Origin of the sequence: Micromonospora olivasterospora (assembly GCF_007830265.1) — a bacterium.
GTDB lineage: Bacteria > Actinomycetota > Actinomycetes > Mycobacteriales > Micromonosporaceae > Micromonospora > Micromonospora olivasterospora.
Genome location: NZ_VLKE01000001.1, coordinates 3,235,437 through 3,262,168 on the forward strand (window position 1 = coordinate 3,235,437; position 26,732 = coordinate 3,262,168).

General features: G+C 74.2%; 25 protein-coding genes and 1 pseudogene. 18 read left to right on the forward strand and 8 right to left on the reverse strand.

Annotation, left to right across the window (positions count from 1 at the left end):
• Positions 1 to 7: 7 nt before the first annotated feature.
• Complete coding sequence (thpR, locus tag JD77_RS14785) at positions 8 to 586, forward strand: RNA 2',3'-cyclic phosphodiesterase (RefSeq protein WP_145774915.1); 579 nt, start codon at positions 8 to 10, stop codon at positions 584 to 586.
• 19 nt (positions 587 to 605) lie between these two features.
• Here the strand turns inward: thpR and JD77_RS14790 are convergent, their stop codons facing one another.
• The 4 genes from JD77_RS14790 to JD77_RS14805 form a co-directional block, all read right to left on the reverse strand.
• Complete coding sequence (locus JD77_RS14790; RefSeq protein WP_145774916.1) at positions 606 to 1,586, reverse strand: hypothetical protein; 981 nt, start codon at positions 1,584 to 1,586, stop codon at positions 606 to 608.
• Positions 1,587 to 1,747: 161 nt separating this feature from the next.
• Positions 1,748 to 2,830 carry a septation protein SepH gene (sepH, locus tag JD77_RS14795; RefSeq protein WP_145774917.1) on the reverse strand — a complete coding sequence of 361 codons (1,083 nt, stop codon included), beginning with the start codon at positions 2,828 to 2,830 and terminating at the stop codon, positions 1,748 to 1,750.
• Positions 2,831 to 3,016: 186 nt separating this feature from the next.
• Complete coding sequence (serC, locus tag JD77_RS14800) at positions 3,017 to 4,144, reverse strand: phosphoserine transaminase (protein ID WP_145774918.1); 1,128 nt, start codon at positions 4,142 to 4,144, stop codon at positions 3,017 to 3,019.
• 170 nt (positions 4,145 to 4,314) lie between these two features.
• Positions 4,315 to 5,421, reverse strand: a complete 1,107-nt coding sequence (locus JD77_RS14805; RefSeq protein WP_145774919.1) for a citrate synthase 2 — start codon at positions 5,419 to 5,421, stop codon at positions 4,315 to 4,317.
• 279 nt (positions 5,422 to 5,700) lie between these two features.
• On the opposite strand from JD77_RS14805, the gene pdxH reads away from it, so the two are divergent.
• The 7 genes from pdxH to JD77_RS14840 all read left to right on the forward strand — a co-directional run bounded on the left by pdxH (position 5,701) and on the right by JD77_RS14840 (position 11,584).
• On the forward strand, positions 5,701 to 6,351 hold the full coding sequence (gene pdxH / locus JD77_RS14810; protein WP_145777594.1) for a pyridoxamine 5'-phosphate oxidase: 651 nt from the start codon (positions 5,701 to 5,703) through the stop codon (positions 6,349 to 6,351).
• Positions 6,348 to 7,649, forward strand: coding sequence for an MFS transporter (locus JD77_RS14815; protein WP_145774920.1), 1,302 nt, complete (start codon positions 6,348 to 6,350; stop codon positions 7,647 to 7,649). Before pdxH ends, JD77_RS14815 begins: the two co-directional genes overlap by 4 nt.
• Before the next feature lie 22 nt (positions 7,650 to 7,671).
• Positions 7,672 to 8,601 carry an aldose 1-epimerase family protein gene (locus JD77_RS14820; RefSeq protein WP_145774921.1) on the forward strand — a complete coding sequence of 310 codons (930 nt, stop codon included), beginning with the start codon at positions 7,672 to 7,674 and terminating at the stop codon, positions 8,599 to 8,601.
• A gap of 22 nt (positions 8,602 to 8,623) precedes the next feature.
• A complete protein-coding gene (locus JD77_RS14825) occupies positions 8,624 to 9,226 on the forward strand; it encodes a nitroreductase family protein (protein ID WP_145774922.1) in 603 nt (200 codons plus the stop codon).
• Positions 9,227 to 9,288: 62 nt separating this feature from the next.
• Entirely contained in the window at positions 9,289 to 9,594 is a 306-nt protein-coding gene (locus JD77_RS14830) for a type II toxin-antitoxin system VapB family antitoxin (RefSeq protein WP_145774923.1), read from the forward strand.
• Between the two features lie 30 nt (positions 9,595 to 9,624).
• The gene (locus JD77_RS14835; protein ID WP_145774924.1) at positions 9,625 to 10,785 is read left to right on the forward strand and encodes an acyl-CoA dehydrogenase family protein; all 1,161 of its coding nucleotides are present in this window, start codon (positions 9,625 to 9,627) and stop codon (positions 10,783 to 10,785) included.
• A gap of 103 nt (positions 10,786 to 10,888) precedes the next feature.
• Positions 10,889 to 11,584: a DUF4230 domain-containing protein gene (locus JD77_RS14840; protein WP_246140670.1), complete on the forward strand. Its 696-nt coding sequence runs from the start codon at positions 10,889 to 10,891 to the stop codon at positions 11,582 to 11,584.
• 72 nt (positions 11,585 to 11,656) lie between these two features.
• Here JD77_RS14840 and JD77_RS14845 read toward each other — a convergent pair whose 3' ends face one another.
• Positions 11,657 to 11,863 carry a PspC domain-containing protein gene (locus tag JD77_RS14845; RefSeq protein ID WP_145774926.1) on the reverse strand — a complete coding sequence of 69 codons (207 nt, stop codon included), beginning with the start codon at positions 11,861 to 11,863 and terminating at the stop codon, positions 11,657 to 11,659.
• A 605-nt stretch (positions 11,864 to 12,468) separates the two neighbouring features.
• Here JD77_RS14845 and JD77_RS14850 point away from each other — a divergent pair.
• From JD77_RS14850 to JD77_RS14890, 9 genes and pseudogenes are all read left to right on the forward strand, one after another.
• The gene (locus JD77_RS14850) at positions 12,469 to 13,836 is read left to right on the forward strand and encodes an L-serine ammonia-lyase (protein ID WP_145774927.1); all 1,368 of its coding nucleotides are present in this window, start codon (positions 12,469 to 12,471) and stop codon (positions 13,834 to 13,836) included.
• Between the two features lie 60 nt (positions 13,837 to 13,896).
• On the forward strand, positions 13,897 to 14,724 hold the full coding sequence (locus tag JD77_RS14855) for an ABC transporter permease (protein ID WP_145774928.1): 828 nt from the start codon (positions 13,897 to 13,899) through the stop codon (positions 14,722 to 14,724).
• Entirely contained in the window at positions 14,724 to 15,470 is a 747-nt protein-coding gene (locus JD77_RS14860; protein WP_145774929.1) for an ABC transporter ATP-binding protein, read from the forward strand. Before JD77_RS14855 ends, JD77_RS14860 begins: the two co-directional genes overlap by 1 nt.
• Complete coding sequence (locus JD77_RS14865; protein ID WP_145774930.1) at positions 15,467 to 17,494, forward strand: DUF5941 domain-containing protein; 2,028 nt, start codon at positions 15,467 to 15,469, stop codon at positions 17,492 to 17,494. Before JD77_RS14860 ends, JD77_RS14865 begins: the two co-directional genes overlap by 4 nt.
• Positions 17,495 to 17,509: 15 nt before the next feature.
• On the forward strand, positions 17,510 to 19,699 hold the full coding sequence (locus JD77_RS14870; protein WP_145774931.1) for a bifunctional glycosyltransferase/CDP-glycerol:glycerophosphate glycerophosphotransferase: 2,190 nt from the start codon (positions 17,510 to 17,512) through the stop codon (positions 19,697 to 19,699).
• A 140-nt stretch (positions 19,700 to 19,839) separates the two neighbouring features.
• A pseudogene (locus tag JD77_RS34735) lies at positions 19,840 to 21,140 on the forward strand (ABC transporter ATP-binding protein).
• A gap of 72 nt (positions 21,141 to 21,212) precedes the next feature.
• On the forward strand, positions 21,213 to 21,680 hold the full coding sequence (locus tag JD77_RS14880; RefSeq protein ID WP_145774932.1) for a DUF4442 domain-containing protein: 468 nt from the start codon (positions 21,213 to 21,215) through the stop codon (positions 21,678 to 21,680).
• A 47-nt stretch (positions 21,681 to 21,727) separates the two neighbouring features.
• Complete coding sequence (locus JD77_RS14885) at positions 21,728 to 22,480, forward strand: beta-phosphoglucomutase family hydrolase (RefSeq protein ID WP_145774933.1); 753 nt, start codon at positions 21,728 to 21,730, stop codon at positions 22,478 to 22,480.
• Positions 22,477 to 24,849, forward strand: coding sequence for a glycoside hydrolase family 65 protein (locus JD77_RS14890; protein ID WP_145774934.1), 2,373 nt, complete (start codon positions 22,477 to 22,479; stop codon positions 24,847 to 24,849). The genes JD77_RS14885 and JD77_RS14890 overlap by 4 nt, the downstream gene beginning before the upstream one ends.
• A gap of 69 nt (positions 24,850 to 24,918) precedes the next feature.
• On the opposite strand, the gene JD77_RS14895 is transcribed toward JD77_RS14890, so the two are convergent.
• From JD77_RS14895 to JD77_RS14905, 3 genes are all read right to left on the reverse strand, one after another.
• Positions 24,919 to 25,098, reverse strand: coding sequence for a hypothetical protein (locus tag JD77_RS14895; protein ID WP_145774935.1), 180 nt, complete (start codon positions 25,096 to 25,098; stop codon positions 24,919 to 24,921).
• A gap of 113 nt (positions 25,099 to 25,211) precedes the next feature.
• A complete protein-coding gene (locus JD77_RS14900) occupies positions 25,212 to 25,559 on the reverse strand; it encodes a thioredoxin family protein (protein ID WP_145774936.1) in 348 nt (115 codons plus the stop codon).
• Positions 25,529 to 25,921 (reverse strand): MerR family transcriptional regulator, encoded by a 393-nt coding sequence (locus JD77_RS14905; protein ID WP_145774937.1) that lies wholly within the window; start codon positions 25,919 to 25,921, stop codon positions 25,529 to 25,531. Before JD77_RS14905 ends, JD77_RS14900 begins: the two co-directional genes overlap by 31 nt.
• Before the next feature lie 126 nt (positions 25,922 to 26,047).
• On the opposite strand from JD77_RS14905, the gene JD77_RS14910 reads away from it, so the two are divergent.
• Positions 26,048 to 26,731, forward strand: coding sequence for a dienelactone hydrolase family protein (locus JD77_RS14910; RefSeq protein ID WP_145774938.1), 684 nt, complete (start codon positions 26,048 to 26,050; stop codon positions 26,729 to 26,731).
• Position 26,732 lies beyond the last annotated feature (1 nt).

Below are 26,732 nucleotides of genomic sequence, written 5' to 3' on the forward strand. Positions count from 1 at the left end.
ACCCACGGTGCGGCTCTTCGTCGCGGTCTACCCGCCGCGCCCCGCGGTGGACGACCTGTCCGCGCGGGTGGCGGAGTTGCGCGTCGGCCTGGCCGCGGCGGGTGGCATCAACGTACGGCTGGCCGACCCGGCGAACGCGCACCTCACGCTCGCCTTCCTCGGCGAGGTGGAGACGGATCGGCTGGTCGACGTGGAGAGCGCGCTCGGCCTCGCCGCCGAGACGTTCCGGGGCGGCCGGGACGGCTCGCCGGTGCTGCGGCTGGGCGGCGGCGGGAGCTTCGGGCGGGGCCGGTTCACCGTGCTCTGGGTGGACGTGCGCGGCGACATCGAGGCGTTGGCGGTCCTGGCCCGGCTCGTCCGGCTCCGGCTCCGGCGCGGGCGACTGCCGTACGACGAGAAGCCGTTCCGCCCGCACCTGACGATCGCCCGCCCCGGCGACCGGATCGACCGGGCGGACGTCCTCGCCGACCGGGAGGCCCTGCACGAGTACCTCGGGCCGGAGTGGCCGGCCGCCGAGCTGGTGCTGATGCGCAGCCACCAGGGCCCCCGGCCGACGTACGACCGGCTGGCCGCCTGGCCGATCTAGGGCGGTGGGCCCAGCCGGGTCACCCCGCCCAGGGGGCCACCGGATACCAGGGGATGATCTCGCGGCGGGCGAGCAGCCGCACGTCCCAGTAGAGGAACGTGAACGCGCCGGCGACGATGAACGCCACGGCGGTCAGGGCCGCCAGGCGGCTCGGCCGGGCGGCGAACCACCGTTGCAGGCGCGTGCCGGCGAGCCAGGCCAGCAGCAGGAACAGCGCCGCCATGATGACGATGTTGCCGACGGACTGGAGGGTGAACGCCGCCGCCCCGTAGAGCGGGTTGCCGCTCTCCGCGGCGTCGCGGAACATCGCCCGGAACAGCGGGAAGGGCCGCCCGATCAGGAAGCCGCCGATCAGCGCGCCCATGAAGACCATGGGCGCGTTGGGGTGCCGCCGGGCGATCCGGGCGAAGGGGTCCGGCACGACGCCGAGCGAGGCCAGCCCGAGGTAGATCATCACCAGCCCGATCACCCCGAAGACCACCATGGACTGGACGCTCCGCGACGACAGGCTGCCGGGCTCGGTCGGCGCGGTGGAGAACTGCGGCATCGACGTGCCGACGAGGCCGACGACCGCGCCGTACGTGGCTGACACGGCGACCATGCCCACGGACATCCAACCAAGCGGCTTCAGCGGCTGCACCAGCCTGCCGAACCTGCTGCCGGTGGTGCCGCTCAAGGGGGCGAGGGCGCCGAAGGCGGCGATGTTGCAGGCCGTGAACGTGCCGGCGATCCCCGAGACGAAGGCGAACAGGACGCCGGCCGCGATCCCCTGGATCGGCGTCTCCTTGGCGTCGTGGCCGAGGAGGGTGTTGGCGACGTTGTCGCCGATGGTCTGGTCCACGAACTCCGCTGACCAGACCACCGTCAGCAGGAAGCCGCCGAGGACGCCGAGCAGGACGAGCAGTGCTCGCCGTCGGGGGAAGTGCCCGTTGACGAAGGCCGAAGTTCCGGTCGGGACGGGGGTGCGGGCCCGCCGGGGAGGTCGGTGCGTCTGCGTCACGCTGCGCTCCTCACAGAGGGGAAAAGATCGGTCACCCTCAGTGTGGCGTTTTCGTGGGCGCCCGGGTTCTTCCAGCCTGCGCAATCGGGAGGCCGCCGGCGTGGGCCTGATCCACCCGGGCTGACCGGCCCGCGGGGCGGCGCACGCCGCCCCGCGACGGGTCAGGAGGACTCGCGGGCCGCCGGGCCGCTGCCGAAGAGGACGTCGTCCCAGCTCGGCAACCGCTTGCGCGGCTTGCCGGAGGTGTCGGTCGACTCGCCGCCGGCCGCCGCCGCGGCACCCGTGCGCCGGGGCCGGAGCACGGCCAGCGACGGCACGGCCGGGACCTCCTTCGGCGCGTCCGAGTCGTCGTCGAACGCCGAGCCCTGGCCACCGCCGAGCAGGGCCGCCGCCCCGCCGGCGACCGCCCGCTGCCGGGGCGCCTCGGGGCCGGCCAACGCGGCCGGCGTACGCGGCTCCAGGCCGCGCCCCGACGTGCCGCCGAGCGGCCGGTCGAGCGAGGCCAGCAGGGCGTCCCGCCCCGCCCGGATCGGGTCCCGGCCCGGGCGGCCGGGCTCGCCGGCCGCGGCGGGCAGGCCGTGCCCGCCCCGGCTCGGCTCGGTGCGCGACGGACCGGGCAGCGCGTGGCCGCCCCGCTCCGGCGCCGGCTCCTGGCCGAGGATGGGCGTCGGACGCTCGGCGCACAGGTACTGCGCCATGTCGTCGTGCGGCGTGACGTGCTGCCGGGTCTTGTCCAGATCCCAGATCGCCTGGGCCGTGGCCTTGCCCGACGGCCAGGTGGCGATGATCCGCCAGGTGCCGTCCTCGCGGCGGTACGCGTCCCAGGAGATCTTCTCCGTGTCGATCCCGTGCTGGGCCAGCCGGCCGTTGACCACCTCGGCCAGCGGGGTCGGCTTCTCCGCGCCCTTGAGCCGGGTACGGCGGGCGTGCTGGGCCAGCATCGCCCGCTCCTGCAGGACCGGGCCGGCGTAGCGCAGCACCCGGTCGACCGGTACGCCCGCGATGCGGGCCACGTCCTCGGCGGACTCGCCGGCGCGGATTCGGGCCTGGATGTCCCGGGGGGACAGTGACGGCACCAGGCCGGCGGTCGGCGCCACGACGGCGAGCGGAGTCGCGCCCGGCTCGGCGTGCAGCGCGCCGGCGACGCGCTCGTCGATCGGCAGGGCGAGAAGGCGCCCGACCTCGTCCGTGAGCACCAGGGCCTGGCCGTCCTCGGAGAGGGCGACGAAGCGTACTGGGCGCATCAGTCTGCCTCCGTCCCGCTTCGCTGGCCGCACGCCACGAGTCAGCCACCCGGGCGTCTGAAGGACCACGGTACGCCCATCCGTAATCAGGTGGGGGATCCGACACCCGCATGTCGCGGATGACCTGGGCGTACGGTCACAGTGGGTGGTCGCGGGTGCTACCGTGGCCACCCACCGTGACGGCGTCTAGAGCCGCTCGACCACGTAGTCGATCGACGCGGTCAGCGCCTCGACGTCGGCCGGCTCGACCGCCGGGTAGAGCGCGATCCGCAGCTGGTTGCGGCCCAGCTTCCGGTACGGCTCGGTGTCGACGATCCCGTTGGCCCGCAGGGCCTTCGCGATCGCCGAGGCGTCCACCCCGTCGGCGAAGTCGATGGTGGCGACCACGTTGGACCGCAGCTCCGGGTCGGTGACGAACGGCGTGGCGACGGCCGAGCGCTCCGCCCAGCCGTACACGATGCCGGCGCTCTCGGCGGTGCGCTTGGCCGCCCAGGCCGAGCCGCCCTGGGCGTTCATCCAGTCCGTCTGCTCCGCGGCCAGGAAGATGGTGGCCAACGCCGGGGTGTTGTACGTCTGCTCCAGCCGCGAGTTGTCGATCGCGGTGACCAGGTCGAGGAACGCCGGGATGTAGCGACCCGACGCCTTGATCTCGGCGGCCCGCTCCAGCGCGGCCGGCGACATGAGGGCCAGCCAGAGCCCGCCGTCGGAGGCGAAGCACTTCTGCGGGGCGAAGTAGTAGACGTCGGTCTCGGCCACGTCGACCGCGAGGCCGCCGGCGGCCGAGGTGGCGTCGACCAACAGCAGCGAGCCCGGGTCGGCGCCGGCCACCCGGTTGACCGGCACGGCCACGCCGGTGGAGGTCTCGTTCTGCGGGATGGCGTACGCGTCCACCCCGGCCTCGGCGACCAGCGCCGGGGCGCTGCCCGGCTCGGACTTGCGGACGGTCGGCTCGCCCAGGAACGGCGCCTCCTTGACGGCCTTCGCGAACTTCGCGCCGAACTCGCCGAAGCTGGCGAACTGGGCCCGGTCACGGATCAGCCCGAACGCCGCGACCTCCCAGAAGGCCGTCGTGCCGCCGTTGCCGAGGACCACCTCGTAGCCCTCGGGGAGGGAGTAGAACTCGGCGATGCCGCGCCGCAGCCGGGCGACCTGGTCGCGCACGGTCTTCTGCCGATGTGAGGTGCCCAGGTAGCTCGTCGCCACGTCGGCGAGGGCGGAGACGGCCGCAGGACGGACCTTGGACGGCCCGCAGCCGAACCGCCCGTCGGCGGGCTTGATGTCGTCGGGAATCCGGATGGTCGGTGCGTCAGCCACGATTGTCGAGATCCTTCCGGGTGCGCGAGGGGGGCCCGAGCCCCATCCTCGCACCCGTGGCGGTCCGGACACCCGACGGTCCCACCGCTGGCCCTGAGGCGTGCGACACACCCGCCCCAACAGGCGCGGGGCCCCACCGTCCGGTGGAGCCCCGCGACCTTCCGCACACCTCAGACGCCGTGGGGGATGGCGTCCCAGCCCTCGACCTGCTGCGGCTTGCGCGGGCTGTGGCCGACGTACCGGGCCGACGGGCGGACCAGCCGCTGGAGCTTCTTCTGCTCCAGGATGTGCGCGCTCCAGCCGCCCATCCGGGCGCAGGTGAACATCGAGGTGAACATGTGCGCCGGCACCTCGGCGAAGTCCAGCACCACGGCCGACCAGAACTCGACGTTGGTGGCGAGCACCCGGTCGGGGCGGCGGGCCTGGAGCTCGGCCAGGGCCGACTTCTCCAGCGCCTCGGCGACCTCGAAGCGCGGCGCGCCCAGCTCCTTGGCGGTGCGCCGCAGCACCCGGGCGCGCGGGTCCTCGGCCCGGTAGACCCGGTGGCCGAAGCCCATCAGCCGCTCGCCCCGGTCGAGGACGCCCTTGACGTAGCCCTCGGCGTCGCCGCTGCGCTCGACGGCCTCCAGCATGCTGAGCACCCGGGAGGGGGCGCCGCCGTGCAGCGGGCCCGACAGCGCCCCGATGCCGGAGGAGATGCAGGCCGCCGCGTCCGCGCCGGTGGAGGCGACGATGCGGGCGGTGAAGGTGGAGGCGTTCAGGCCGTGCTCGGCCGCGGAGATGAAGTACGCGTCGACGGCCTTGACGTGCCGGGGGTCGGGCTCGCCGCGCCAGCGCTTCATGAAGCGCTCGACGATCGTCTCCGCCTTGTCGATCTCCTTCTGTGGAACGGCCGGCAGGCCCAGGCCGCGGGCGGACTGGGCGACGAAGGACAGCGCGGTCACCGAGACCCGGGCCAGATCCTCGCGGGCCTGCTCGTCGGAGATGTCCAGCAGCTGGTCGAGCCCCCAGTACGGGGCGAGCATGGCGACCGCGGACTGCACGTCGACGCGGATGTCGCCGGAGTGCACCGGGACCGGGAACGGCTCGGCCGGCGGCAGGCCCGGGCCGAACCGGCCGTCGACCAGCAGGGCCCAGACGTTGCCGAACGAGACCTGGCCGATCAGATCCTCGATGTCGACGCCGCGATAGCGCAGCGCGCCACCCTCCTTGTCCGGTTCGGCGATCTCGGTCTCGAAGGCTACGACGCCCTCCAGTCCGGGTTTGAAGTCGGCCATCGCTCTCTCCTGGCTCAGCTCGGGTGCGCCCGCCCGGGGCCTCCGGCCCCGTCGGCCGAGCGCCTTAGGCGATCCTCAGGGTTGTGTTCGTGACATCTTGCCTGGCGAGTAACCAACCGCGCGACCCACCGCGACTGTGCTGCACGCGACATCCCCGCCGGTGGACATTCGGCCGCACAGGGTGAGACTGGGGCGTACGGGCTGGCCAGCGCCGGGGGCGCGCGCGGCCCGGCGAGGGGGAGAACGACTGTGACGGGTGACACACCCCAGCGGGGCGGCATGCGTAACGAGTACGCGGACGAGCTGGGCCTTTCCGAGGCGGACCTCGCGGCCGACTGGCACGCCCAGTTCGCCCGCTGGTTCGCCGACGCGGTGGCCCTCGGCCTGCCCGAGCCGAACGCGATGGTGGTCGGCACCGCCGACGCCGCGGGCCGGCCCAGCGGCCGCACCGTCCTGCTGAAGGCGTACGACCGGCAGGGCTTCGTCTTCTTCACCAACCACGGCTCCCGCAAGGGCGTCGAGGCGCTGGCCAACCCGTACGCCAGCCTGGTCTTCCCCTGGTTCGCCATGCACCGGCAGGTGGTGGTCGCCGGCCGGATCGAACCGGTCGACCGGTCCGAGACCGAGTCGTACTTCGCCAGCCGGCCGCGCGGCTCGCAGCTCGGCGCCTGGGCCAGCGCCCAGTCCCGGGTGATCCCCGACCGGGCCGCGCTGGAGGCGAGCTACCGGGCGGCGGCCGAGCGGTTCGGCGACGCCGAGCCGATTCCCGCCCCGGCGCACTGGGGCGGGCTGCGGGTGCGGCCGGAGTCCGTCGAGTTCTGGCAGGGCCGGCCCAACCGGCTGCACGACCGGCTCCGGTTCCGCCGCACGGCCGACGCGGGCGGCACGGCCGACGACGGCCACTGGGCCGTGGAGCGGTTGGCGCCGTGACCGCTGTCAAGGAGGCCCGGCCGCGCGCGGCGCGCCGCTGGGCGATCGACCTGCGCCCGCTCGGCGTGCCCGCGTACCGGCGGGTGTGGCTCGGCAACGGCGTGGCCATGTTCGGCTTCCAGTTCACCGCCGTCGCCGTGCCCGTGGAGATGTACGCGCTGACCGGCGGCTCGTTCTGGGTCGGGCTGATCGGTGTGGCCGGCTTCCTGCCCCTGCTGGTCTTCGGGCTGTGGGGCGGGGCCGTCGCCGACGTCCGGGACCGCCGCCGGGTGCTGCTCGCCGCCGGGACGCTGCTCTGGGCGTCGACGCTGGCGCTGCTGGCGCAGGCGCTGCTCCGGGTGGGCAGCCCGGTACTGCTGCTGACCCTGGTGGCGGTGCAGTCCACGGCCTTCGCGATCACCTCGCCCGCCCGCAACGCGATCCTGCCCCGGCTGGTCCCCGCCGAGCTGCTGTCGGCGGCGAGCACGCTGAACTTCACCACCTTCACCGCGGCCTCGGTGTTCGGGCCGCTGGCCGCGGGCCTGATCTTCACGTTCTGGCACCCGGACGTGGGGCTGCCCGTGGCGTACGCGGTGGACGCGCTGCTGTTCACCGTCTCGCTCTGGGCCACCTTCCGGCTGCCCGCGATGCCTCCGGAACCCGACGCGGACGGCGCCGCCGCGCCCCGCCGGGCCGGGCTGGCCAGCATCGCCGACGGCCTCCGCTACCTGGCCACCACGCCGGTGCTGCTGCTCTCCTTCGCCATCGACCTCATCGCGATGGTGCTGGCGATGCCCCGGGCGCTCTTCCCCGAGACGGCCGAGCAGCGGTTCGGCGGCGGCGCCGCCGTCGGCTGGCTGTACGCGGCGATCTCGATCGGTGCGATGCTCGGCGGGCTCACCTCCGGCTGGATCGGCCGGATCCGTCGGCAGGGGCTGGTGCTGGTCCTCGCCGTCGTGGGCTGGGGCGTGGCCGTGGCGGTGGCCGGGCTGGCCCACCAGCTCTGGCTGGTGGTCGGGCTGCTCGCCGTGGCCGGCGCGGCCGACCTGGTCAGCGCGGTCGTCCGGCAGACGATGCTGCTGGTGTACGCGCCGGACCGGATGCGGGGCCGGCTGCAGGGCGTCAACACCGTGGTCATCGCCGGCGGCCCCCGCCTCGGGGACCTGCGGGCCGGCGCGGTGGCCGCCGGGTTCGGCGCCGGTGCCGCCTGGATCAGCGGCGGGCTCGCCGCCGCGGTGCTGGCGGTGCTGCTGGTGGCGGTCTTCCCCGCGCTGGCGCGCTACCGGTCCGCCGTCGCGTCCGGCGGGGACGAGGCGTGAGCGTGCCGATAGGGTCCCGGGCATGGAGAACGCCGCGACCCGTCCGCCGTCAGGTGAACAGTGGAGCATCGCCGCCGCCGGCCACGAGGCCGTGATCGTCGAGGTGGGGGGCGGCCTGCGGGCCTACCGGCACGACGGCGTCGACTACCTCGACGGGTACGGCGTCGACGAGCTGTGCCCCGGCGGGGCCGGGCAGGTGCTGGCGCCCTGGCCGAACCGGATCCGGGACGGGGCGTACGAGTTCGGGGGCCGCCCGTTGCGGCTCACCCTGACCGAGCCGACCCGGCACAACGCCATCCACGGCCTGGTCAACTGGGTGCCGTGGCGCCTCGTCGAGCGGTCCGACGACTCCGTCACCGTCGGGTACGACCTGCCGCCGCACCCCGGCTACCCCTGGGCGCTGCGGCTGCTCACCCGGTGGAGCGTGGGGCCCGGCGGCCTGCGCGTCGAGCCGGAGGCCACCAACGTCGGCCCCGAGCCGTGCCCGTTCGGCTGGTCCACGCACCCGTACCTGCGCCTGCCCGGGGTGGCGGTCGACGACCTCCGCCTGCGCGTGCCGGGCCGGAGCCGGGTGCTGGTGGACGGCCGGCTGCTCCCGATCGGGATCGCGCCGGTCGCCGGCACCGAGTGCGACTACACCACGCCGCGGCGCATCGGCCCCGCAGTGCTCGACACCGCGTTCGGCGACGTGATCCGCGACGCCGACGGCGGTTCGTCGGTCACCCTGACCGCCCCGGACGACTCGGCGGCCGTACGGGTCTGGGCCGACCCGGCGTTCGGCTGGTGGCAGGTCTTCACCGGCGACACCCTCGACGGCGAGCGGCACCGCCGCTCCGTGGCCGTCGAGCCGATGACCTGCCCGCCGGACGCGTTCCGCTCCGGCCGGGACGTGATCACGCTGGAGCCCGGGCAGACCTGGCGGGGTGCCTGGGGCATCCGGCCCGGCGCCTGAGCCCGGAGACGGGGAGCGCGGCATGGAGTTCGCCGAGGTGGTCCGGCGTCGCCGGATGGTCCGCAACTACGACCCGGACCGCCCGGTCCCGCCGGACGTGGTGGAGCGCCTGCTCGACCACGCGGTCCGGGCCCCGTCGGCCGGGTTCGCCCAGGGCTGGGGGTTCCTGGTGCTGGAGGAGCCGGACGACCGGGAGCGGTTCTGGGCGGCGGCCACGCCGGACGGCGGCGGGCGGGACCGCTGGCTGGCCGGGATGCGCCGGGCGCCGCTGATCGTCGTCCCGCACTCGAACCGGTCGGCGTACCTGGACCGGTACGCCGAGCCGGACAAGGGCTGGACGGACCGGTCGACGGAGCGTTGGCCGGTGCCGTACTGGCACATCGACACGGGGTTCGCCGCCCTGCTCATGCTGCTCACCGCCGTGGACGAGGGGCTGGGCGCCTGCTTCTTCGGCATCCCCCCGCAGCGCACCGGGGCGTACCGGGAGGCGTTCGGGGTGCCGGCGGAGTACGAGCCGATCGGCGCGGTCACCGTCGGCTACCGGGCGCCGGACCACCGGTCGCCGTCGCTGCGGCGGGGGCGCCGCACGCTCGACGAGGTGGTCCACCGGGGCCGGTGGAGCTGAGGCGGTGTGGCGGGGGCGGCTACGCTGGCACCGTCACCGATCAGGGGAGGGGAGCTGCCGTCGTGATCTTCAGAGCGGTCCGGGACGGGCGTCCCTACCCGGAGCACAATCTGACGCTCAAGCAGTGGGCCGAGATCCCGCCGCGCCCGCTGCGGCTGGATCAGTTGATCACCACGAAGCGCGAGTTGGCGCTGGACAAGCTCCTCGCCGAGGACTCCACGTTCTACGGCGACCTGTTCCCGCACGTGGTGCAGTGGAACGGCGGGCTGTACCTGGAGGACGGGCTGCACCGCGCGCTGCGCGCCGCCCTCCAGCAGCGCAACCAGATCCACGCCCGGGTGCTGGTGCTCGCCGGCCAGCACGAGTGACCGGTCCTGAGCCTTCGTTAAGGTGACGGCATGACGCCTCTCGACCTGCTGGACCTGGACTCCCTCCTCGACGACGAGGAGCGGCAGATCCGGGACGTCGCGCGCCAGCTCGTCGCCGACCGGGTCCGCCCGCACGTCGCCGACTGGTACGAGGAGGGCCGGGTGCCGGCCCGCGAGCTGGCCCGGGAGTTCGGCAAGCTCGGCCTGCTCGGCATGCACCTGACCGGGTACGGCTGCGCCGGCTCCTCGGCCGTCGCGTACGGGCTGGCCTGCCTGGAGCTGGAGGCCGCCGACTCGGGCGTCCGCTCGCTGGTCTCGGTGCAGGGCTCGCTGGCCATGTACGCCATCTGGCGCTACGGCAGCGAGGAGCAGAAGCAGCGCTGGCTGCCGGCGCTGGCTGCCGGCGAGGCGATCGGCTGCTTCGGCCTGACCGAGCCCGACCACGGCTCCGACCCGGCCTCGATGGCCACCCGGGCGCGCCGCGACGGCGACGACTGGGTGCTGCACGGCGGCAAGATGTGGATCACCAACGCGCCGGTCGCGGACGTCGCCGTGATCTGGGCCCGCGCGGACGAGGGCGTGCGCGGCTTCGCCGTACCGATGGACACGCCCGGGGTGTCGGTGCGCGAGATCCGGCGCAAGCTGTCCCTGCGCGCCTCGGCCACCGGCGAGATCACGCTCGACGAGGTGCGGCTCCCGGCCGCCGCCCGGCTGCCCGAGGCCGTCGGGCTCAAGGCCCCGCTGAGCTGCCTGACCGAGGCCCGGCACGGCATCGTCTGGGGCGCGCTCGGCGCGGCCCGCGACTGCCTGGAGACCACCCTGGCGTACGCGACCACGCGCACCCAGTTCGGCCGGCCGCTGGCCGGCTTCCAGCTCACCCAGGCCAAGCTCGCCGACATGGCGGTCGAGTGGCAGAAGGGCTACCTGCTGGCGCTGCGGCTGGGCCGGCTCGCCGACGCGGGACGGCTGCGCCCCGAGCAGGTCAGCGTGGGCAAGCTGAACAACGTCCGGGAGGCGCTGGACATCGCCCGGCAGTGCCGCACGATCCTCGGCGCGAACGGGATCTCCGGCGAGTACCCGGTGCTGCGGCACGCGAACAACCTGGAGAGCGTGCTCACCTACGAGGGCACCTCGGAGATCCACCAACTGGTGATCGGGCAGCGGCTGACGGGGCTGTCCGCGTTCGCCTGACCAGGGCCTCCGCGCGGGGGTGGCGGCTGGGCGCGCGACTGTCGCACCGGGGACGTACCGTCATCGACAGGGCGACGTGTCCTGATCGAGGATGGTGAGCGCTATGTCCCCTGACGGCAGTTCCCAGGAGCCCGCCCACGAGCCTGCCCGGCCGCCCTCCGGGCCGGCCCGTGGGCTCCTCCTGGCGCTCGGTGCCGCCGCCCTCGCGGTGGTGGTGCTGCTCGGTGCGCAGGCCACCGGGGTCTTCCCCCAGTTCCGCAACCCGTTCGCCAAGGAGCAGACCGACCGGACCCAGCCGCCGCTGCTGAAGTCGATCCAGGACCTCAGCCGGTACGTGGCCGCCGAGGGCAACTTCCAGGTGGTCGTCGACCTGCAGAACGACCGGAACAACATCCCGGAGTTCCTGCTCAACCAGCGCACCCTCTTCGTGGGGGCGGGCAGCGTCGAGGCGTACGTGGACTTCGGCAGGATCTCCGAGGGCGCGGTGGTGGAGTCGGCCGATCGCAAGTCCGTCGAGGTCAAGCTGCCGGCGCCGCAGCTCGGCCAGGTCAACCTCGACATGGAGAAGAGCTACGTCTTCGCGGAGCAGCGGGGGCTGCTCAACCGCATCACCGACCTGGTCAAGGGCGACCCGAACCGGCAGCAGCAGGTGTACCGGATGGCCGAGGAGCGGATCTCCGCCGCCGCCCGGGACAGCGGGCTGGGCGCCCGCGCCGAGGAGAACACCCGCAAGATGCTGGAGGGCCTGCTGCGTTCCCTCGGCTACGAGAAGGTGACCGTCACCTACACCGCGCCCTGACGTCCCGGGCGTGATGCCACTGACGCGAAGCGCCCGCCCCGGCCGTCCGGGGCGGGCGCTTCCGGTCGGGGATCAGTAGCGGGCGGCGGGGTGCCGGTCCTCGTTGGGCATCAGCACCCACAGAACCAGGTAGACGATCACCTGGGTGCCCGGCAGCAGCAGCGACAGCAGGAACAGCAGCCGGACCAGGTTGGCGGAGGTGTTGAACCGACGGGCCAGGCCGACGCAGACGCCGGCGAGCATGCGCCCCTCGCGGGGCCGGACCAGTTTGCGACTCATCGTCGTACTCCCACTCTGCGGCGTTCCGCCGCTTCTGCCACCAACGGTAGAAACGCCCCACCAGTCCGCCCTCCGTCCTGAGGGGGATTTCGGGTACGCCGACCCGTAGGTGCATACCCCGCCGGCTGATCGGCCCTTGCTCGCGGCCGGCGGGGTCCGGCGGCGGGGCCGGAGCTTCTGCGGTGCGGACGCTGTGGAGCTGCCCCGTCCGTGCTACCGCTGCCGACGAGCCCACCCGCCGCCTCACTGCCGCGCTGAGCGGAGGCCCGGCCGTGGCCGCTGTGGGCTGCGCGCGGGTCCGGTCCGGCCGTCACCGCTGCCCCATCCATGCGGGCAGCTCCATAGCGGCGGTGGTGAGGTGTACCGCCCGCCCCGGCGACGTCCCTGCCCTGTCTGTGCGGGCAGTTCCACACCGCGGTCGGTCGGGTGTCGGCATCCTGGCGGGGGAGGGAGAATGGGCTGGTCAGGCCGGGCGACCACGGGTCGGGGCGGGTAGGCTCGCCGGTCGGCTGCCCGCATCCGGGCGGCGGTGGGACGGGCGCCCCGACCGGGCGGCCGCGACCGGGCCGGGCCCGCACCCGGGCACGACGGCGAGGAAGTGCAGGATGATCAGCGTTTTCGACCTCTTCAGCGTGGGCATCGGGCCGTCCAGCTCGCACACCGTGGGCCCGATGCGGGCCGCGCGGACCTTCGTCGCGGGGCTCAAGGCCGACGGGCTGCTCTCCTCGGCCGTACGGGTGCAGGCGGAGCTGTTCGGGTCGCTCGGCGCCACGGGCCATGGCCACGGCAGCGACCGCGCGGTGCTGCTCGGGCTGGAGGGGGAGGCGCCGGAGACGGTCGACACCGACTCCGTCGAGGCCCGGGTCGCCCGGGTACGCGCCGACCGGCGGCTGAGCCTGCTCGGCGCCCACGAGGTCGACTTCGACCCGAACCGGGACCTGGTGCTGCACCGGCGGCGCTCGCTGCCGTACCACCCGAACGGGATGACCTTCGCCGCGTACGACGAGACGGGCGCGGAGCTGCGGGCGCGTACCTACTACTCCGTCGGCGGCGGGTTCGTGGTCGACGAGGCGGCGGCCGGGGCGGACCGGATCAAGCCCGACGACACCCGCGTCCGGTACCCGTTCCTCACCGGCGCCGAGCTGCTGGCGGTGACCACCGGCAACGGGCTGTCGATCAGCCAGGTGATGCTCGCCAACGAGCGGTCCTGGCGTGGCGAGGCGGACGTGCGGGCCGGACTGCTGGGCATCTGGCGGGTGATGCGGGAGTGCGTCGAGCGGGGCTGCGAGCGCGACGGCGTACTCCCCGGCGGGTTGAAGGTCCGGCGGCGCGCGGCGGAGCTGCGGCGCAGCCTGGAGGCGGACGGCACCGCCGACCCGCTGCGGGCGATGGACTGGGTGACACTGTTCGCGCTCGCGGTCAACGAGGAGAACGCGGCCGGCGGCCGGGTGGTCACCGCGCCGACGAACGGCGCGGCCGGCATCATCCCGGCGGTGCTGCACTACTACACCCGGTTCGTGCCCGGGGCGTCGGACGAGGGCGTGGTCCGGTTCCTGCTGGCGGCCGGCGCGATCGGCGTGCTGTTCAAGGAGAACGCCTCGATCTCCGGGGCGGAGGTGGGCTGTCAGGGCGAGGTCGGCTCGGCCTGCTCGATGGCCGCCGCCGGGCTGGCCGAGGCGCTGGGCGGCACCCCCGCGCAGGTGGAGAACGCGGCCGAGATCGGTATGGAGCACAACCTCGGCCTGACCTGCGACCCCGTCGGCGGCCTCGTGCAGATCCCCTGCATCGAGCGGAACGCGGTGGCCGGCATCAAGGCGATCACCGCCGCGCGGCTGGCGCTGCGCGGTGACGGCGTGCACGCCGTCTCGTTGGACAAGGTGATCAAGACGATGCGCGAGACGGGCGCCGACATGAAGATCAAGTACAAGGAGACGGCGCGGGGCGGCCTCGCCGTCAACGTGATCGAGTGCTGAGTCCGGCGGAGCCGGGCGGGCCCGGCTGTTAGCCTGTTGCCCGTTCAGGAGGAGGCGACGGTGACGTCTGGCGTCGGGGCGTTGTGGTCGCACCGCAACTCCCTGCGCATCCTCGTCAAGCGCGACCTCGCGGTGAAGTACCAGCAGTCGCTGCTCGGATACCTCTGGTCACTGATCGAGCCGCTCGGCATGGGCGCGATCTACTTCTTCGTCTTCGGGGTCCTCTACTCCGGTGACACCAGCCGCCACCTCGGGCAGGCCGCCGCGTCGTACCCGCTGTACCTGATCACCGGCATCTTCGCCTGGATGTGGACCAGCTCCGCGCTGAGTGAGGCGACGAACGCGCTCACCGGGCAGGCCCGGCTGATCACCACGATGAACGTCCCGCGCCAGGTCTTCCCGATCGGGCGGATCACCGGCCGGTTCGCCGAGTACGCCGCCGGCCTGCCGATCCTGGCCGCCATCGCCGCGGTGTACGCCGCGCAGGGGAAAATCCACCCCGGCTGGTCGCTGCTGGCCCTGCCGCTCGCCGTCGTCGTGCAGGGAGTGCTGCTGGTCGGGCTGGCGCTGCTGCTGTCGGCGGCGAACGTGCTGATGCGCGACATCGAGCGGTTCATGCGGCTGGTGATCCGGCTGCTCTTCTACGCCACCCCGATCATCTATCCGCTCAGCCTGGTGCGGGAGTCCGCGGCGCCGGGCTGGGTGAAGCTCGCGTACGAGCTGAATCCGCTGGTCGGGATCTTCCAGCTGCACCACGCGATCTGGTACCCGGACCAGTTCCCGGACGCCCGGCTGCTGGCCACCTCGATCACGCTGAGCCTGCTCGTGCTGCTCGCCGGCTGGTGGGCGTTCCGCCGGCTCGAACCCGCCGTGCTCAAGGAGCTGTGATGGCCGAGCCGATCATCGAGGCGGACGGCCTCGGCATCCGGTTCGTCCGCAACCGCCGCCGGCAGCTGCGGCTGCGCGAGTTCTTCATCCACCGCGGCGGCCGGTCCGCCTCGTCCGGCCAGTTCTGGCCGCTGCGGGACGTCTCGTTCCGGATCGCGGCGGGCGAGACCGTCGGCGTGATCGGCCGCAACGGCACCGGCAAGAGCACCCTGCTGCGGCTGATCGCCGGGGTGCTCATCCCCGACGAGGGGCGGATCCGGGTCCGGGAACGGGTGGCGCCGCTGCTGGAGCTGTCGGCCGGCTTCTCCAACGACCTGACCGGACGGGAGAACCTGTATCTCGTCGGCGGGCTGCACGGGCTGTCGTCGGGCTACCTGCGGCGGCACTTCGACGAGATCGTCTCCTTCGCCGGCGAACAGGTGGAGCGGGCCATCGACACGGCGGTCCGGCACTACTCGTCGGGCATGAAGGTTCGGCTGGGCTTCGCCATCATCTCCCACCTGCCGCACCCGATCCTGCTCATGGACGAGGTGACCGCGGTCGGGGACGCGGAGTTCCGGCGGAAGTGCTATGCGACGATCGACCGATTGCTCGGGGAGGGGCGCACACTGGTGCTGGTGTCACACAACGAGAAGGATCTGACCCGGTTCTGCCGTCGAGGGCTGTACCTAGACGCCGGGCGGCTGACCGTCGACGGGACGATCGCCGAGGCGTTGGACGCGTACCACACCGCGGTCCCGCGGTGACGCTCGCGATCGTGCTCGCCGTCGGGGATCCGGCCGCGGGCCTGCCGACGAGCGACGGGCGCGCGCTCGCGGACCGGCTGGCCGACCAGTGGCGCCGGGCCGGGGCGACGCAGGTGCGGCACGCCGCCTGCCTGACGGAGGTGGCCGCCCTCGTGGACGCCGCCACCGGGCCGGTCGTCGTCAGCGGGGCGGACCTGGTGGCGCACACCGCCGTACTGCGGCACCTGGCCACCAGTCCGGTCGGGCCGACGGTGGCGCTCGTGCTGACCGACCCGCCGGCCCCGGGGCAGGCCGCCGTGCGCGAGGAGCGCGGCCAGGTGGTCGAGGCAGGGCCGGCCGGCCGGCTCGACGGCGCGACCGGGGTGTTCGGCGGCGCGCTGCGGGTGGGCGCCGACGACCTCCCGGTGCTCGCCGCCGCCGCCCGGGCCGCCGCCGCCCGGGCCGCCGCCGTGGCCGCCGGGTCGGCCGCCTCGGCCGGTCCGTCGGCCGAGCCGGCAGAGCCCGCCGTGGACCGGCTGTTCGCCGGCCTCGCCGCGCTCGGCACCCTGACCTTCGCCCACCGGGTACGCCTGCTCGTCGCCCACCGGGTCGCCGACCCGGCCGGGCTGGCCGCCGCCGAGGCGGCCCTGGCGGGGGTCGACGAGGACCGGGTCGAGCTGCGGCTGTCGGTCAAGGAGAAGGACGACTTCTTCACGACCTTCTTCGTCAGCACCTGGTCCCCGTACGTGACGAAGGCCGCGGCCCGGCTCGGGCTCGGCCCGACGGCGGTCACCATGATCTCGGTGGCGTTCGCGGTGGCCGCCGCGGCGCTGTTCGCCGTCGGCGGCGGGCGGCCCGCGCTGGTCGCCGGCGCGGTCCTGCTCTACCTCGGCTTCGTGCTGGACTGCGTGGACGGGCAGGTGGCCCGCTACACCCGGCACTTCAGCGCCTGGGGAGGCTGGCTGGACACCATGGCCGACCGGGCCAAGGAATACATGGTCTACGCGGGCCTCGGCTTCGGGGCGACCCACGCCGGGTTCCGGTACGGCTGGGCGCTGGCGATCGCCGCGATCACGCTGCAGACCGTCCGGCACATGACCGACACCTGGTACGGGGTGCTGCACGACGAGGCGGCCCGCCGGCCGAAGACGGTCGGTGCCGGGGGCGGCGGGATCGGCGACCGGCTGAACGCCGCGTCGACCCGGGTGCAGGCGGACACGGGGTCGCTGTCGTACTGGCTGAAGCGGACCGTCGTGTTCCCGATCGGGGAGCGCTGGGCGCTGATCGCGCTGACCGTGGCGCTGTTCGGCCCGCGGGTCAGCCTGATCGCGGTGCTGGTCTGGGGGGTGCTCGCGTTCGCGTACACCGGGGCGCTGCGTACCCTGCGGGCCCGCTGGATGTGGGTGCCGGTGCTGGACACGGTGGACGCGACCCTGCACCGCGACGACGGCCCGCTGGCCGCCCGGCTGCCGGCGCTGCGTCCGATGGGCCCGCTGACGCTGGCGGTCATCGGCGCGCTGGGCCCGGCGGCGCTGCTGGTGGCGGCCCTGCTGCGGGCGAGCGGCGACGGCGACCCGGCCGGACTGCGCTGGTGGCTGCCGGTGGCCCTGCTGGTGCTGCTGCTCGCCGGCCTGGGCGCCGGGGCGGCGCACAACGGGCCGCTGGACTGGCTGGTGCCGGCGGCGCTGCGGGCCGGGGAGTACCTGTTCGCGATCGCGGTCGGCGTGGTCGGCGGCGTCCCGGCCTGGCTGGTCTTCGGGTACGTCCTCGTGCTCACCCTGCACCACTACGACCTGACGGCGCGGCTGGAGAAGCGCCAGGCGGCCCCGCCGCTGCACGGCGCGACGCTCGGCTGGGACGGACGCTCGGTGCTGCTGGCCGTGGCCGCGATCGCCGGTTTCGCGGGGATCGCCACGGCTACACTCGGTGCGTACCTGCTCGTGGTCTTTGTCGGGAGTGTGGTCCTGGCCTGGGTCGTCCTGCCCGCGCGCGCCCGGCGGGCCGCGGGCGCCCCGGCGGTCGGAGGTGTCCGCTCCCCGGGCTGACGGAGGGGCCGGGCGATGCCGCTGATCAGCTTCGTCGTACCGGCCTTCCGGGTGCAGGCGTACCTGCGCGAGTGCCTTGACTCGATCCTCGGGCAGCCGGTCGGCGACGTCGAGGTGATCGGTGTCGACGACCACTCGCCGGACGGCAGCGGCGACATCCTCGCCGAGTACGCGGACCGCGACCACCGGGTCCGCGCCGTCCGGCTGCCGCGCAACGTCGGCCTGGGTCCGGCCCGCAACGCCGGGCTGGACCTGGCCGCCGGCGAGTACGTCTGGTTCGTCGACGGCGACGACTGGCTGGCCCCGGACTGCCTGCCGGAGGTGGCCGCCCGGCTCCGCGCCACCCGCCCCGACGTGCTGCTCGTCGACCACGTGCGGGTGCACTGGGACAACCGGGTCGTGGACAGCGCGCTGGCCGAGGTGTTCCCGGACCCGCCGGGGCCGGAGACGTTCCGGCTGCGCGAGCGGCCGGAGGCGATGCGCCTGCTGCACACGGCGTGGAACCGGCTGGTCCGCCGGCGGTTCCTGGCGGAGCTCGGGCTGCGCTTCCCGCCCGGCTGGTACGAGGACGTGCCGTTCAGCTACCCCGTGCTGATGGCCGCCGAGCGGATCGGGGTGCTGGACCGGGTCTGCCTGAACTACCGGCAGCGCCGGGCGGGGGCGATCACCCGCACCCGGGGGAACCGGCACTTCGAGGTGTTCGCCCAGTGGCACCGGGTGTTCGCGCTGATGGACGAGTGGGGGATCGAGGACCTGCGCCCGGCGGTCTTCGAGCGGATGATCTGGCACTACCTCACGGTGCTCGGCAACGGCGACCGGATCGCCCCCGAGTTGCGGCCCGCGTTCTTCGCCCGGATCACCGCCGACCACGCCCGCTGGCGGCCGCCCGCCGGCTGCCCCGTACCGGACGGGGTGGACGGGCTCAAGCACCGACTGGTCGCCGCCGGCCGGTGGCGTACGTTCAGCGCGTTGCGGGCGGCCGCCCAGGCCGGGGACGCGGCCCGGCGGCAGGCCCGCCGGCTGGCGCCGGTGGCCCGCCGGACCGCCCGGCTGGGCCGGGACGCGGTGCTGCGCGAGTACTACCGGGCCGAACTGGCCCGGCCGATCGACCCGACGCTGGCCGTGTACGCCGCGTACTGGTACCGCGGCTACGCCTGCAACCCCGCCGCCGTCTACGAGGCGGCCCGCCGGCTGGCCCCACAGGTGCGCGGGGTGTGGGTCGTACGGCGGGACCGGCTGGACTCGCTGCCGCCGGGCGTGGAGTACGTGGTGGCCGGCAGCCTGGCGTACCACCGGGCGCTGGCGCGGGCGAGATGGCTGGTCAACAACGTCAACTTCCCGGACTTCGTGCGCAAGCGGCCGGGCTCGGTGCACGTGCAGACCCACCACGGCACCCCGGTCAAGGTGATGGGGCTGGACCAGCAGCGGTACCCCGTCGGCGCGGTCGGCATGGACTTCGCCGACCTGCTGCGCCGGGTGGACCGCTGGGACTTCAGCGTCTCGTCGAACGCCTTCTCCACGCAGATGTGGGAGCGGGCGTACCCGGCCGCGTACACCACGCTGGAGGTCGGGTACCCGCGCAACGACCGGCTGGTCACCGCCGGCCCCGACGAGGTACGCGAGGTGCGGACCCGGCTCGGTCTCGCCCCCGGCGAGCGGGTCGCACTGTACGCCCCGACGCACCGTGAACACCTGCCCGGCTACCGGCCGCCGTTCGACCCAGGGCTGCTGCTGGACGTGCTCGGCCCGGCCGGGCGGCTGCTGGTGCGCAGCCACTACTTCCACGACCGGGGCCGGCGTAGCCGGGGCGTCGGGCCGGTGCTGCGCGCCGGCGGCACGAGGGTGCTGGACGTCAGCGACCACGACCGGGTCGAGGACCTGTACCTCGCCGCCGACCTGCTGATCACCGACTACTCGTCCGCCATGTTCGACTACGCCGTGCTGGACCGGCCGATCGTCGTCTACGCGCCCGACTGGGAGGCGTACCGGCTGGCCCGGGGCGTCTACTTCGACCTGCTCGGCGAGCCGCCGGGCGCGGTGGCGACCAGCTTTCCCGCCCTGCTCGACCTGTTCCGCTCGGGGGCGGTCCACTCCGACGCCGCGGACGCCGCCCGGCGGCGGTTCCGGGCGAGGTTCTGCGGCCTGGACGACGGGTATGCCGCCGAGCGGGTGGTCCGCCGGGTCTTCCTCGGCGAGCCGGCCTGACCTCACGGTCCTCACGGACGGTCAGGGTCGGCGTAATAGGTCCGTTACGGGTTGAACATGGCACGTTCACCCGATGCGCGAGGCGCATGGTACCGGTCACATTCTTTCGGGGTTCGGCCGACGAGCTGTGGGAGGTGACGGTGACCACCGTCGCGCTCAAGGATGTGACCAAGGTGTTTCCGGACGGGACCGTCGCCGTGGACGCCGTCAACCTGGACGTCAACGACGGTGAGTTCTTGGTTCTGCTCGGCCCGTCCGGGTGCGGGAAGTCCACCGTGCTGCGGATGATCGCGGGCCTGGAGGACCCCAGCTCCGGCGCCGTGCTGCTCGACGGCGAGCTGGCGAACGACGTGCCGCCCCGGGACCGGAAGATCGCCATGGTCTTCCAGGACTTCGCGCTGTACCCGCACATGTCGGTGGAGGAGAACCTCGCCTTCCCGCTCCGGCTGGCCGGGGTCGATCCGGCGCCGCGCGGCGAGCGGGTCTCCGACGTGGCCAGCGCGCTGGGCATCGGCGACATGCTGGCCCGCAAGCCCAGCCAGCTCTCCGGCGGGCAGCGGCAGCGGGTGGCCATGGGGCGGGCCATCGTCCGGCGGCCCGGCCTGTTCCTGATGGACGAGCCGCTGTCCAACCTCGACAGCGGCCTGCGCGCGGAGCTGCGGGCGGAGATCTCCGGGCTGACCCGCGAGTTGGGCGTCACCACCATCTACGTCACGCACGACCAGGCCGAGGCGCTGACCATGGCCGACCGGGTGGCCATCATGCGTCGCGGCGTGCTCCAGGACGTCGGCACGCCCACCCAGGTGTACGGGCGCCCGGCCACCCTCTACGTCGCCGCGTTCCTCGGCAGCCCACGGATGAACCTGCTGGAGGCGTCGGTCTACGTCCACCTCGACCGGTACGTCGCGCTCCACCTCGGCGAGCAGGCGCTCTACCTGCCCTGGAACGACATCCGCAGCCGGGCGGTCGCGCACTACCACGGCGAGCGGATCGTGGTCGGCATGCGCGCCGAGGCGCTCACCCCGGTCTCCCCGGAGGCCCCCGGCGACGTGCTCCGCGGCCGTATCCGCTACCTGGAGCACCACGGACACGAGTCGCTGGCCTTCGTCGACATCGGGGCCACCGCCGTCGTGGTCGACGAGATGGCCGGCCCGGTCGACGGGGCCCCGGGCGGGCAGCGCGGCCTGCGGCGCTTCGGCCAGGTCGTGCAGCGGATCACCGGTCGGGGCGCCGACCTGCCCGGCGAGCCGGCCCACGCCAGCCCCGGACGAGCGTGCTCAGCGACCCGGGCCGGCACCACCGACGCGCGGCGGAGCTGGCGGTGCGGCTCGCGCCGTACCCGGCCGTCTCCCCGGGGCACCCGCTGGCCCTCACCGTACGCATGGACGCCCTGCACTTCTTCGACGAGCGCGGGGACCGGATCGACGTCGGCTGGCGCTGAGCCGCGGAGCGGGGTGGCGGGCCCCGGCGACGGCCCCTTGCCCGCCAAGTTACCGAAGAGTAGCGTGCGGGCATGACCATCGACTCGCGTCAGGTCGCGGCCGGCCTGCTGGAGGCCGTGCCCTTCGCCCGTACGCTCGGCTTCGAGATCGTCGAGGTGGCCCCGGAGGCGGAGGGCGGGGTGCGGGCCGTGGTCCGGCTCCCCGACTCGCCCGCCGTCCACAACCACGTCGGCGGCCCGCACGCCGGGGCGATGTTCACCCTCGGCGAGACGGCCTCCGGCACGGTGGTGATGGCCGCCTTCGGGCAGCTGCTCGACCGGGCCGTGCCGCTGGCGGTGCGGGCGGACATCGCGTACCGGAAGCTGGCGATGGGGCCGGTGCGGGCCACCGCGCGCCTGGGCCGGCCGGCGCCCGAGGTGATCGCGGAACTGGAGGCCGGCCAGCGGCCCGAGTTCCCGGTCGAGGTGGAGATCGCCACCGAGGACGGCACGCCGACGGGCGCGATGACCGTGGTCTGGACGCTGCGCCCGAACCGTTGACGCCCGAATCGGGTTTGCCGGGTCCGGGCGGTGGATAGATTCGTACCGTGCTGGGCCTACCCGCTCACGTGACCGCCTGTCTCTTCGACTTGGACGGTGTGCTGACGCAGACCGCCCGGGTGCACAACGCCGCGTGGGCCGAGACGTTCGACGCGTTCCTCCGGCGGCGCGCCGCCGAGACGGGGGAGCCGTTCCGGCCGTACGACCCCGGGGCCGACTACAACCGGTACGTCGACGGCCGGCCCCGGGCCGACGGGGTCCGCTCCTTCCTCGCCTCGCGGGGGATCACCCTGCCCGAGGGCGCGCCGAACGACCCGCCGGACGCGGAGACCGTCCACGGGGTGGGCAACCGCAAGAACGCCACCCTGCTCCGGCGCATCCGCACCGACGGGGTCGAGGTCTACCCCGGTTCGGTGACGTACCTGCGGGCGGCGGCCGAGGCGGGGCTGCGCCGCGCGGTGGTGTCGGCCAGCGCGAACTGCCGGGAGGTGGTCGCGGCGGCCGGGCTGGAACCGCTGCTGGAGGTCCGGGTCGACGGGCTGGTGGCCCGCGCCGAAGGGCTGCGCGGCAAGCCGCACCCGGACACGTTCCTCGCCGGGGCCAGGCTGCTCGGGGTGGCGCCGGAGCACGCCGCCGTCTTCGAGGACGCGCAGGCCGGGGTGGCCGCCGGCCGGGCGGGCGGGTTCGGCCACGTGGTCGGCGTGGACCGGGTGGGCCAGGCCGACGAGCTGCGGGCGCACGGCGCGGACGTCGTGGTGACCGACCTCGCCGAGCTGATCGACGGGGAGGCGCCGGCATGATCCGCGAGCGCGCCTATCCGGTGGAGCCCTGGCACGTCCGGGAGACCCGCCTCGACCTGGACGTGCTGGCTCAGTCGGAGTCGGTGTTCGCGCTGTCCAACGGGCACATCGGCCTGCGCGGCAACCTCGACGAGGGCGAGCCGCACGGCCTGCCCGGCACCTACCTGAACTCCTTCTACGAGCTGCGCCCGCTGCCGTACGCGGAGGCGGGTTTCGGCTTCCCCGAGTCCGGCCAGACCATCGTCAACGTCACCAACGGCAAGCTGATCCGGCTGCTGGTCGACGACGAGCCGCTCGACGTCCGGTACGGCGAACTGCTCGCCCACGAGCGGGTCCTCGACCTGCGGGCCGGCACCCTGCACCGGGAGGTGCACTGGCGCTCCCCGGCCGGGCGGGAGGTGAAGGTCCGCAGCACCCGGCTGGTGTCGTTCACCCAGCGGTCGGCGGCCGCGATCAACTACGAGGTGGAGGCCGTCGACGGGCCGCTGCGGCTGATTCTGCAGTCCGAGCTGGTGGCGAACGAGTCGCTGCCGGCGCAGAGCCGGGACCCCCGGGTGGCGGCCGTCCTGGAGTCGCCGTTGCAGGCCGAGGAGGAGCTGACCACCGACGACGGCGGGCTGCTCATCCACCGGACCAAGGTCAGCGGGCTGCGGGTGGCCGCCGCGATGGACCACGACGTGCACGGCCCGGAGCACACCACGATCGACACCGAGGGGTACGAGGACTGGGTCCGCTACACGGTGGGCTGCGTGCTCGCGCCGGGCCAGGCGCTGCGGGTGGTCAAGTACCTGACGTACGGCTGGTCGAGCAAACGGTCGCTGCCGGCGCTGCGCGACCAGGTCGGCGCGGCCCTCGCCGCGGCCCGGCTGGAGGGCTGGGACGGGCTGCGCCGGGAGCAGCGGGAATACCTCGACGAGTTCTGGGACGCCGCCGACGTGCGGGTCGACGGCGACCCGGAGGTGCAGCAGGCGGTGCGGTTCGGGCTGTTCCACGTGCTCCAGGCGGGCACCCGGGCCGAGCGCCGGCCGATCTCCGCGAAGGGCCTCACCGGCCCCGGGTACGACGGCCACGCGTTCTGGGACACCGAGATGTTCGTGCTGCCCGTGCTCACCTACACCCAGCCCACGGCGGTGCGCGACGCCCTGCACTGGCGGTACTCGACGCTCGAGCAGGCGCACGAGCGGGCCCGGACGCTCAACCTGCGTGGGGCGGCGTTCCCGTGGCGCACCATCGAAGGGCCCGAGTCGTCGGCGTACTGGCCGGCGGGCACCGCCGCGTTCCACATCGCCGCCGGCGTGGCCGACGCGCTGCGCCGGTACGTGCTGGTCACCGGGGACGCCCAGTTGGAACGGGAGATCGGCCTGGAGCTGTTCGTCGAGACGGCCCGGCTGTGGCACTCGCTGGGCCACCACGACCGCAACGGCCGGTTCCACCTCGACGGGGTGACCGGGCCGGACGAGTACACGGCGGTGAAGAACGACAACATCTACACCAACCTGATGGCGCAGCGGAACCTGCTGACCGCGGCGGACTGCGCGATGCGCAACCGGGACCAGGCGCTCGACCTCGGGGTGACCGAGGACGAGGCGGCGGCCTGGCGGGACGCGGCGAACGCCATGACCGTGCCGTACGACGACGAGGTCGGCGTGCACGAGCAGGTGGAGGGCTTCACCCGGCTGCAGGAGTGGGACTTCCCGCACACCCCGGTCGAGAAGTACCCGCTGCTGCTGCACTACCCGTACTTCGACCTGTACCGCAAGCAGGTGGTCAAGCAGGCCGACCTGGTGCTCGCCATGCACTGGCGGGGGGACGCGTTCACGGAGGAGGAGAAGCGGCGCAACTTCCTCTACTACGAGCGGCGTACGGTGCGCGACTCGTCGCTGTCGGCGTGCACCCAGGCGGTGATCGCCGCCGAGGTGGGCTACCTGGAGTTGGCGCACCGGTACCTGCGCGAGGCCGCGCTGATGGACCTGCACGACCTCAACGAGAACACCCGCGACGGGGTGCACATGGCCTCGCTGGCCGGGGCGTGGATCGCTCTGGTCGCCGGCTTCGGCGGGCTGCGCGACCACGAGGGGCAGTTGGCGTTCGCCCCCCGGCTGCCGAGCCGGCTCAACCGGCTGGAGTTCTCGTTGCAGTGGCGCGGCATCCGGCTGCGCGTCGACGTCCGGCCACACCAGACGACGTACGCGCTGCGGCACGGCCACGAGGGCGACATGCTGGAGCTGCGGCACCACGGCGAGAAGGTGCGGGTGACCTTCGCCGAGCCGGTCACCGTGCCGGTGCCATCGGCCGGGCCGCCCGGCCCGGAGCCGGAGCAGCCTCCCGGCCGCGCCCCCCTGCCCCACCTGCCCGAGGAGGGCAGCTGAGCGCCGTCCCGGCCGCCGTGGCGCTGCCGCCCCGGACGGGCGTCGGGCGCCAGCCCGGGGCGACGGCCGTCAGAACTGCCGGCCGTTGGAGGGGCGTCCGGCCGCGTCGTGGGGCGCCATCGTTCGCGGATCGTCCGCGGTGCGCGCCTGGGCCGCCTCGTCCGCCCAGTCCCGGCCGCGCTCCTCGTCCTGTTCCCGCCGCTCCCGCTCGGCGGTCTGCTGCCTGGACCTGTCCTGCTGTCGACCCATGACGATCCTCGCGATCCGTCGGGGCGCGGCTGCGCCGGTGCTGCGGTCACCCCGGGCCTTCCCGATCGGCCCGCCCGCAAACGGGTGGCGCTCCTGGCCACCGCCGGCCGCGCTCACGGCTCCAGGTGGCGGGTGAAGCTCAGCCGCAGGTGGTTCTTCGGCCGGGCGCCGACGATCGAGCCGACCAGCTCGCCGCCGGAGAACACCAGCAGGGTCGGCAGCGACATCACCCCGTACGCCCGGGTGGTCGCCGGGTTCGCGTCCGTGTCGAGCGTGACGACGCGCAGCCGTTCGCCGAACTCGCCGGCAAGCTCGGCGAGGCTCCGCGACACCGCCGCGCAGGGCGGGCACCACTCGGCCCAGAAGTCGACCACCACGGGCCGGTCGGCGGCCAGCACCGCCTCGGCGAACGTGGCGTCGGTGACGGCGGTCAGCGGGCGTGTCCCCGATTCCTGAAGCATGTTTCCTCCCGGTGCGCGATGGCCTGGGCGAGCTGGTCGTGCAGTTGGCGCCGCACCGCGCCGAGCCGGTCGAGGTAGGCGTCCACCTCGGCGAGCTTGCGGCGCAGCACGGCCACGGAGTCGGGGCAGACGTCACCCGAGGGGTGGCCGGCCCGCAGGCAGGCGACGAACGGCCTGATGTCGTCCAGGCCGAAGCCGACCGCCAGCAGCGCCCGGATCTCGTGCACGACCCGCAGCTCCGCCTCGTCGTACACCCGGTAGCCGTTGGCCGAGCGCTGGGGCCGGACCAGCCCCTGGGTCTCGTAGTAGCGCAGCGTCCGGGTGCTGGTTCCGGCGCGTTCGGCCAGTTCACCGATCAGCATGCGACCTCCTTCGCCCGTCCCCGACCGCCACGCTAAACCTTGCCGCCGGTGTCAAGGCAACGCGCGAATCCCGGCCCTCGGGACGGGTATGCAAGCAGCGACCGGACCGGCGGAGAGGGAGGCGGGATGGCGACGCGCGGACGGGCGGGCACGACGACCCGCGGGGGCGAGACCACGATCCCGGCGGGGGAGGCGCGGCTGTCGGCCGACGTCCACGTCCCGGACGGGGCGACGGGCGTGGTGCTCTTCGCGCACGGCAGCGGCAGCTCGCGGCACAGCCCGCGGAACGTCGCCGTCGCCCGGGTGCTGCACCGGCAGGCGCTCGCCACGGTGCTGGTCGACCTGCTCACCCCCGAGGAGGAGCGGGTCGACCTCCGGACCGCCGAGCTGCGGTTCGACATCGGGATGCTCGCGGACCGGTTGGCCGCGATGGTGGACTGGATGGTCGGCGAGCCGACCCTGGGCCGGCTGCCGGCGGGACTGTTCGGGGCCAGCACGGGGGCGGCCGCGGCCCTGGTCGCGGCGGCGGCCCGCCCCGACCGGGTACGCGCGGTGGTCTCCCGCGGCGGGCGCCCGGACCTGGCCGGCGAGGCCCTGTCCCAGGTGCGCGCCCCGACGCTGCTGCTGGTCGGCGGCCTGGACGAGCAGGTGATCACGCTCAACGAGCAGGCCATGGTCGAGCTGGGCGCGGTCGGCGAGCTGCGGATCGTGCCCGGCGCGACCCACCTGTTCGAGGAGCCGGGCACCCTGGAGCAGGTCGCCGACGCCGCGACCGAATGGTTCGCCACCCACCTGCGCCCGTCGGGCTGAC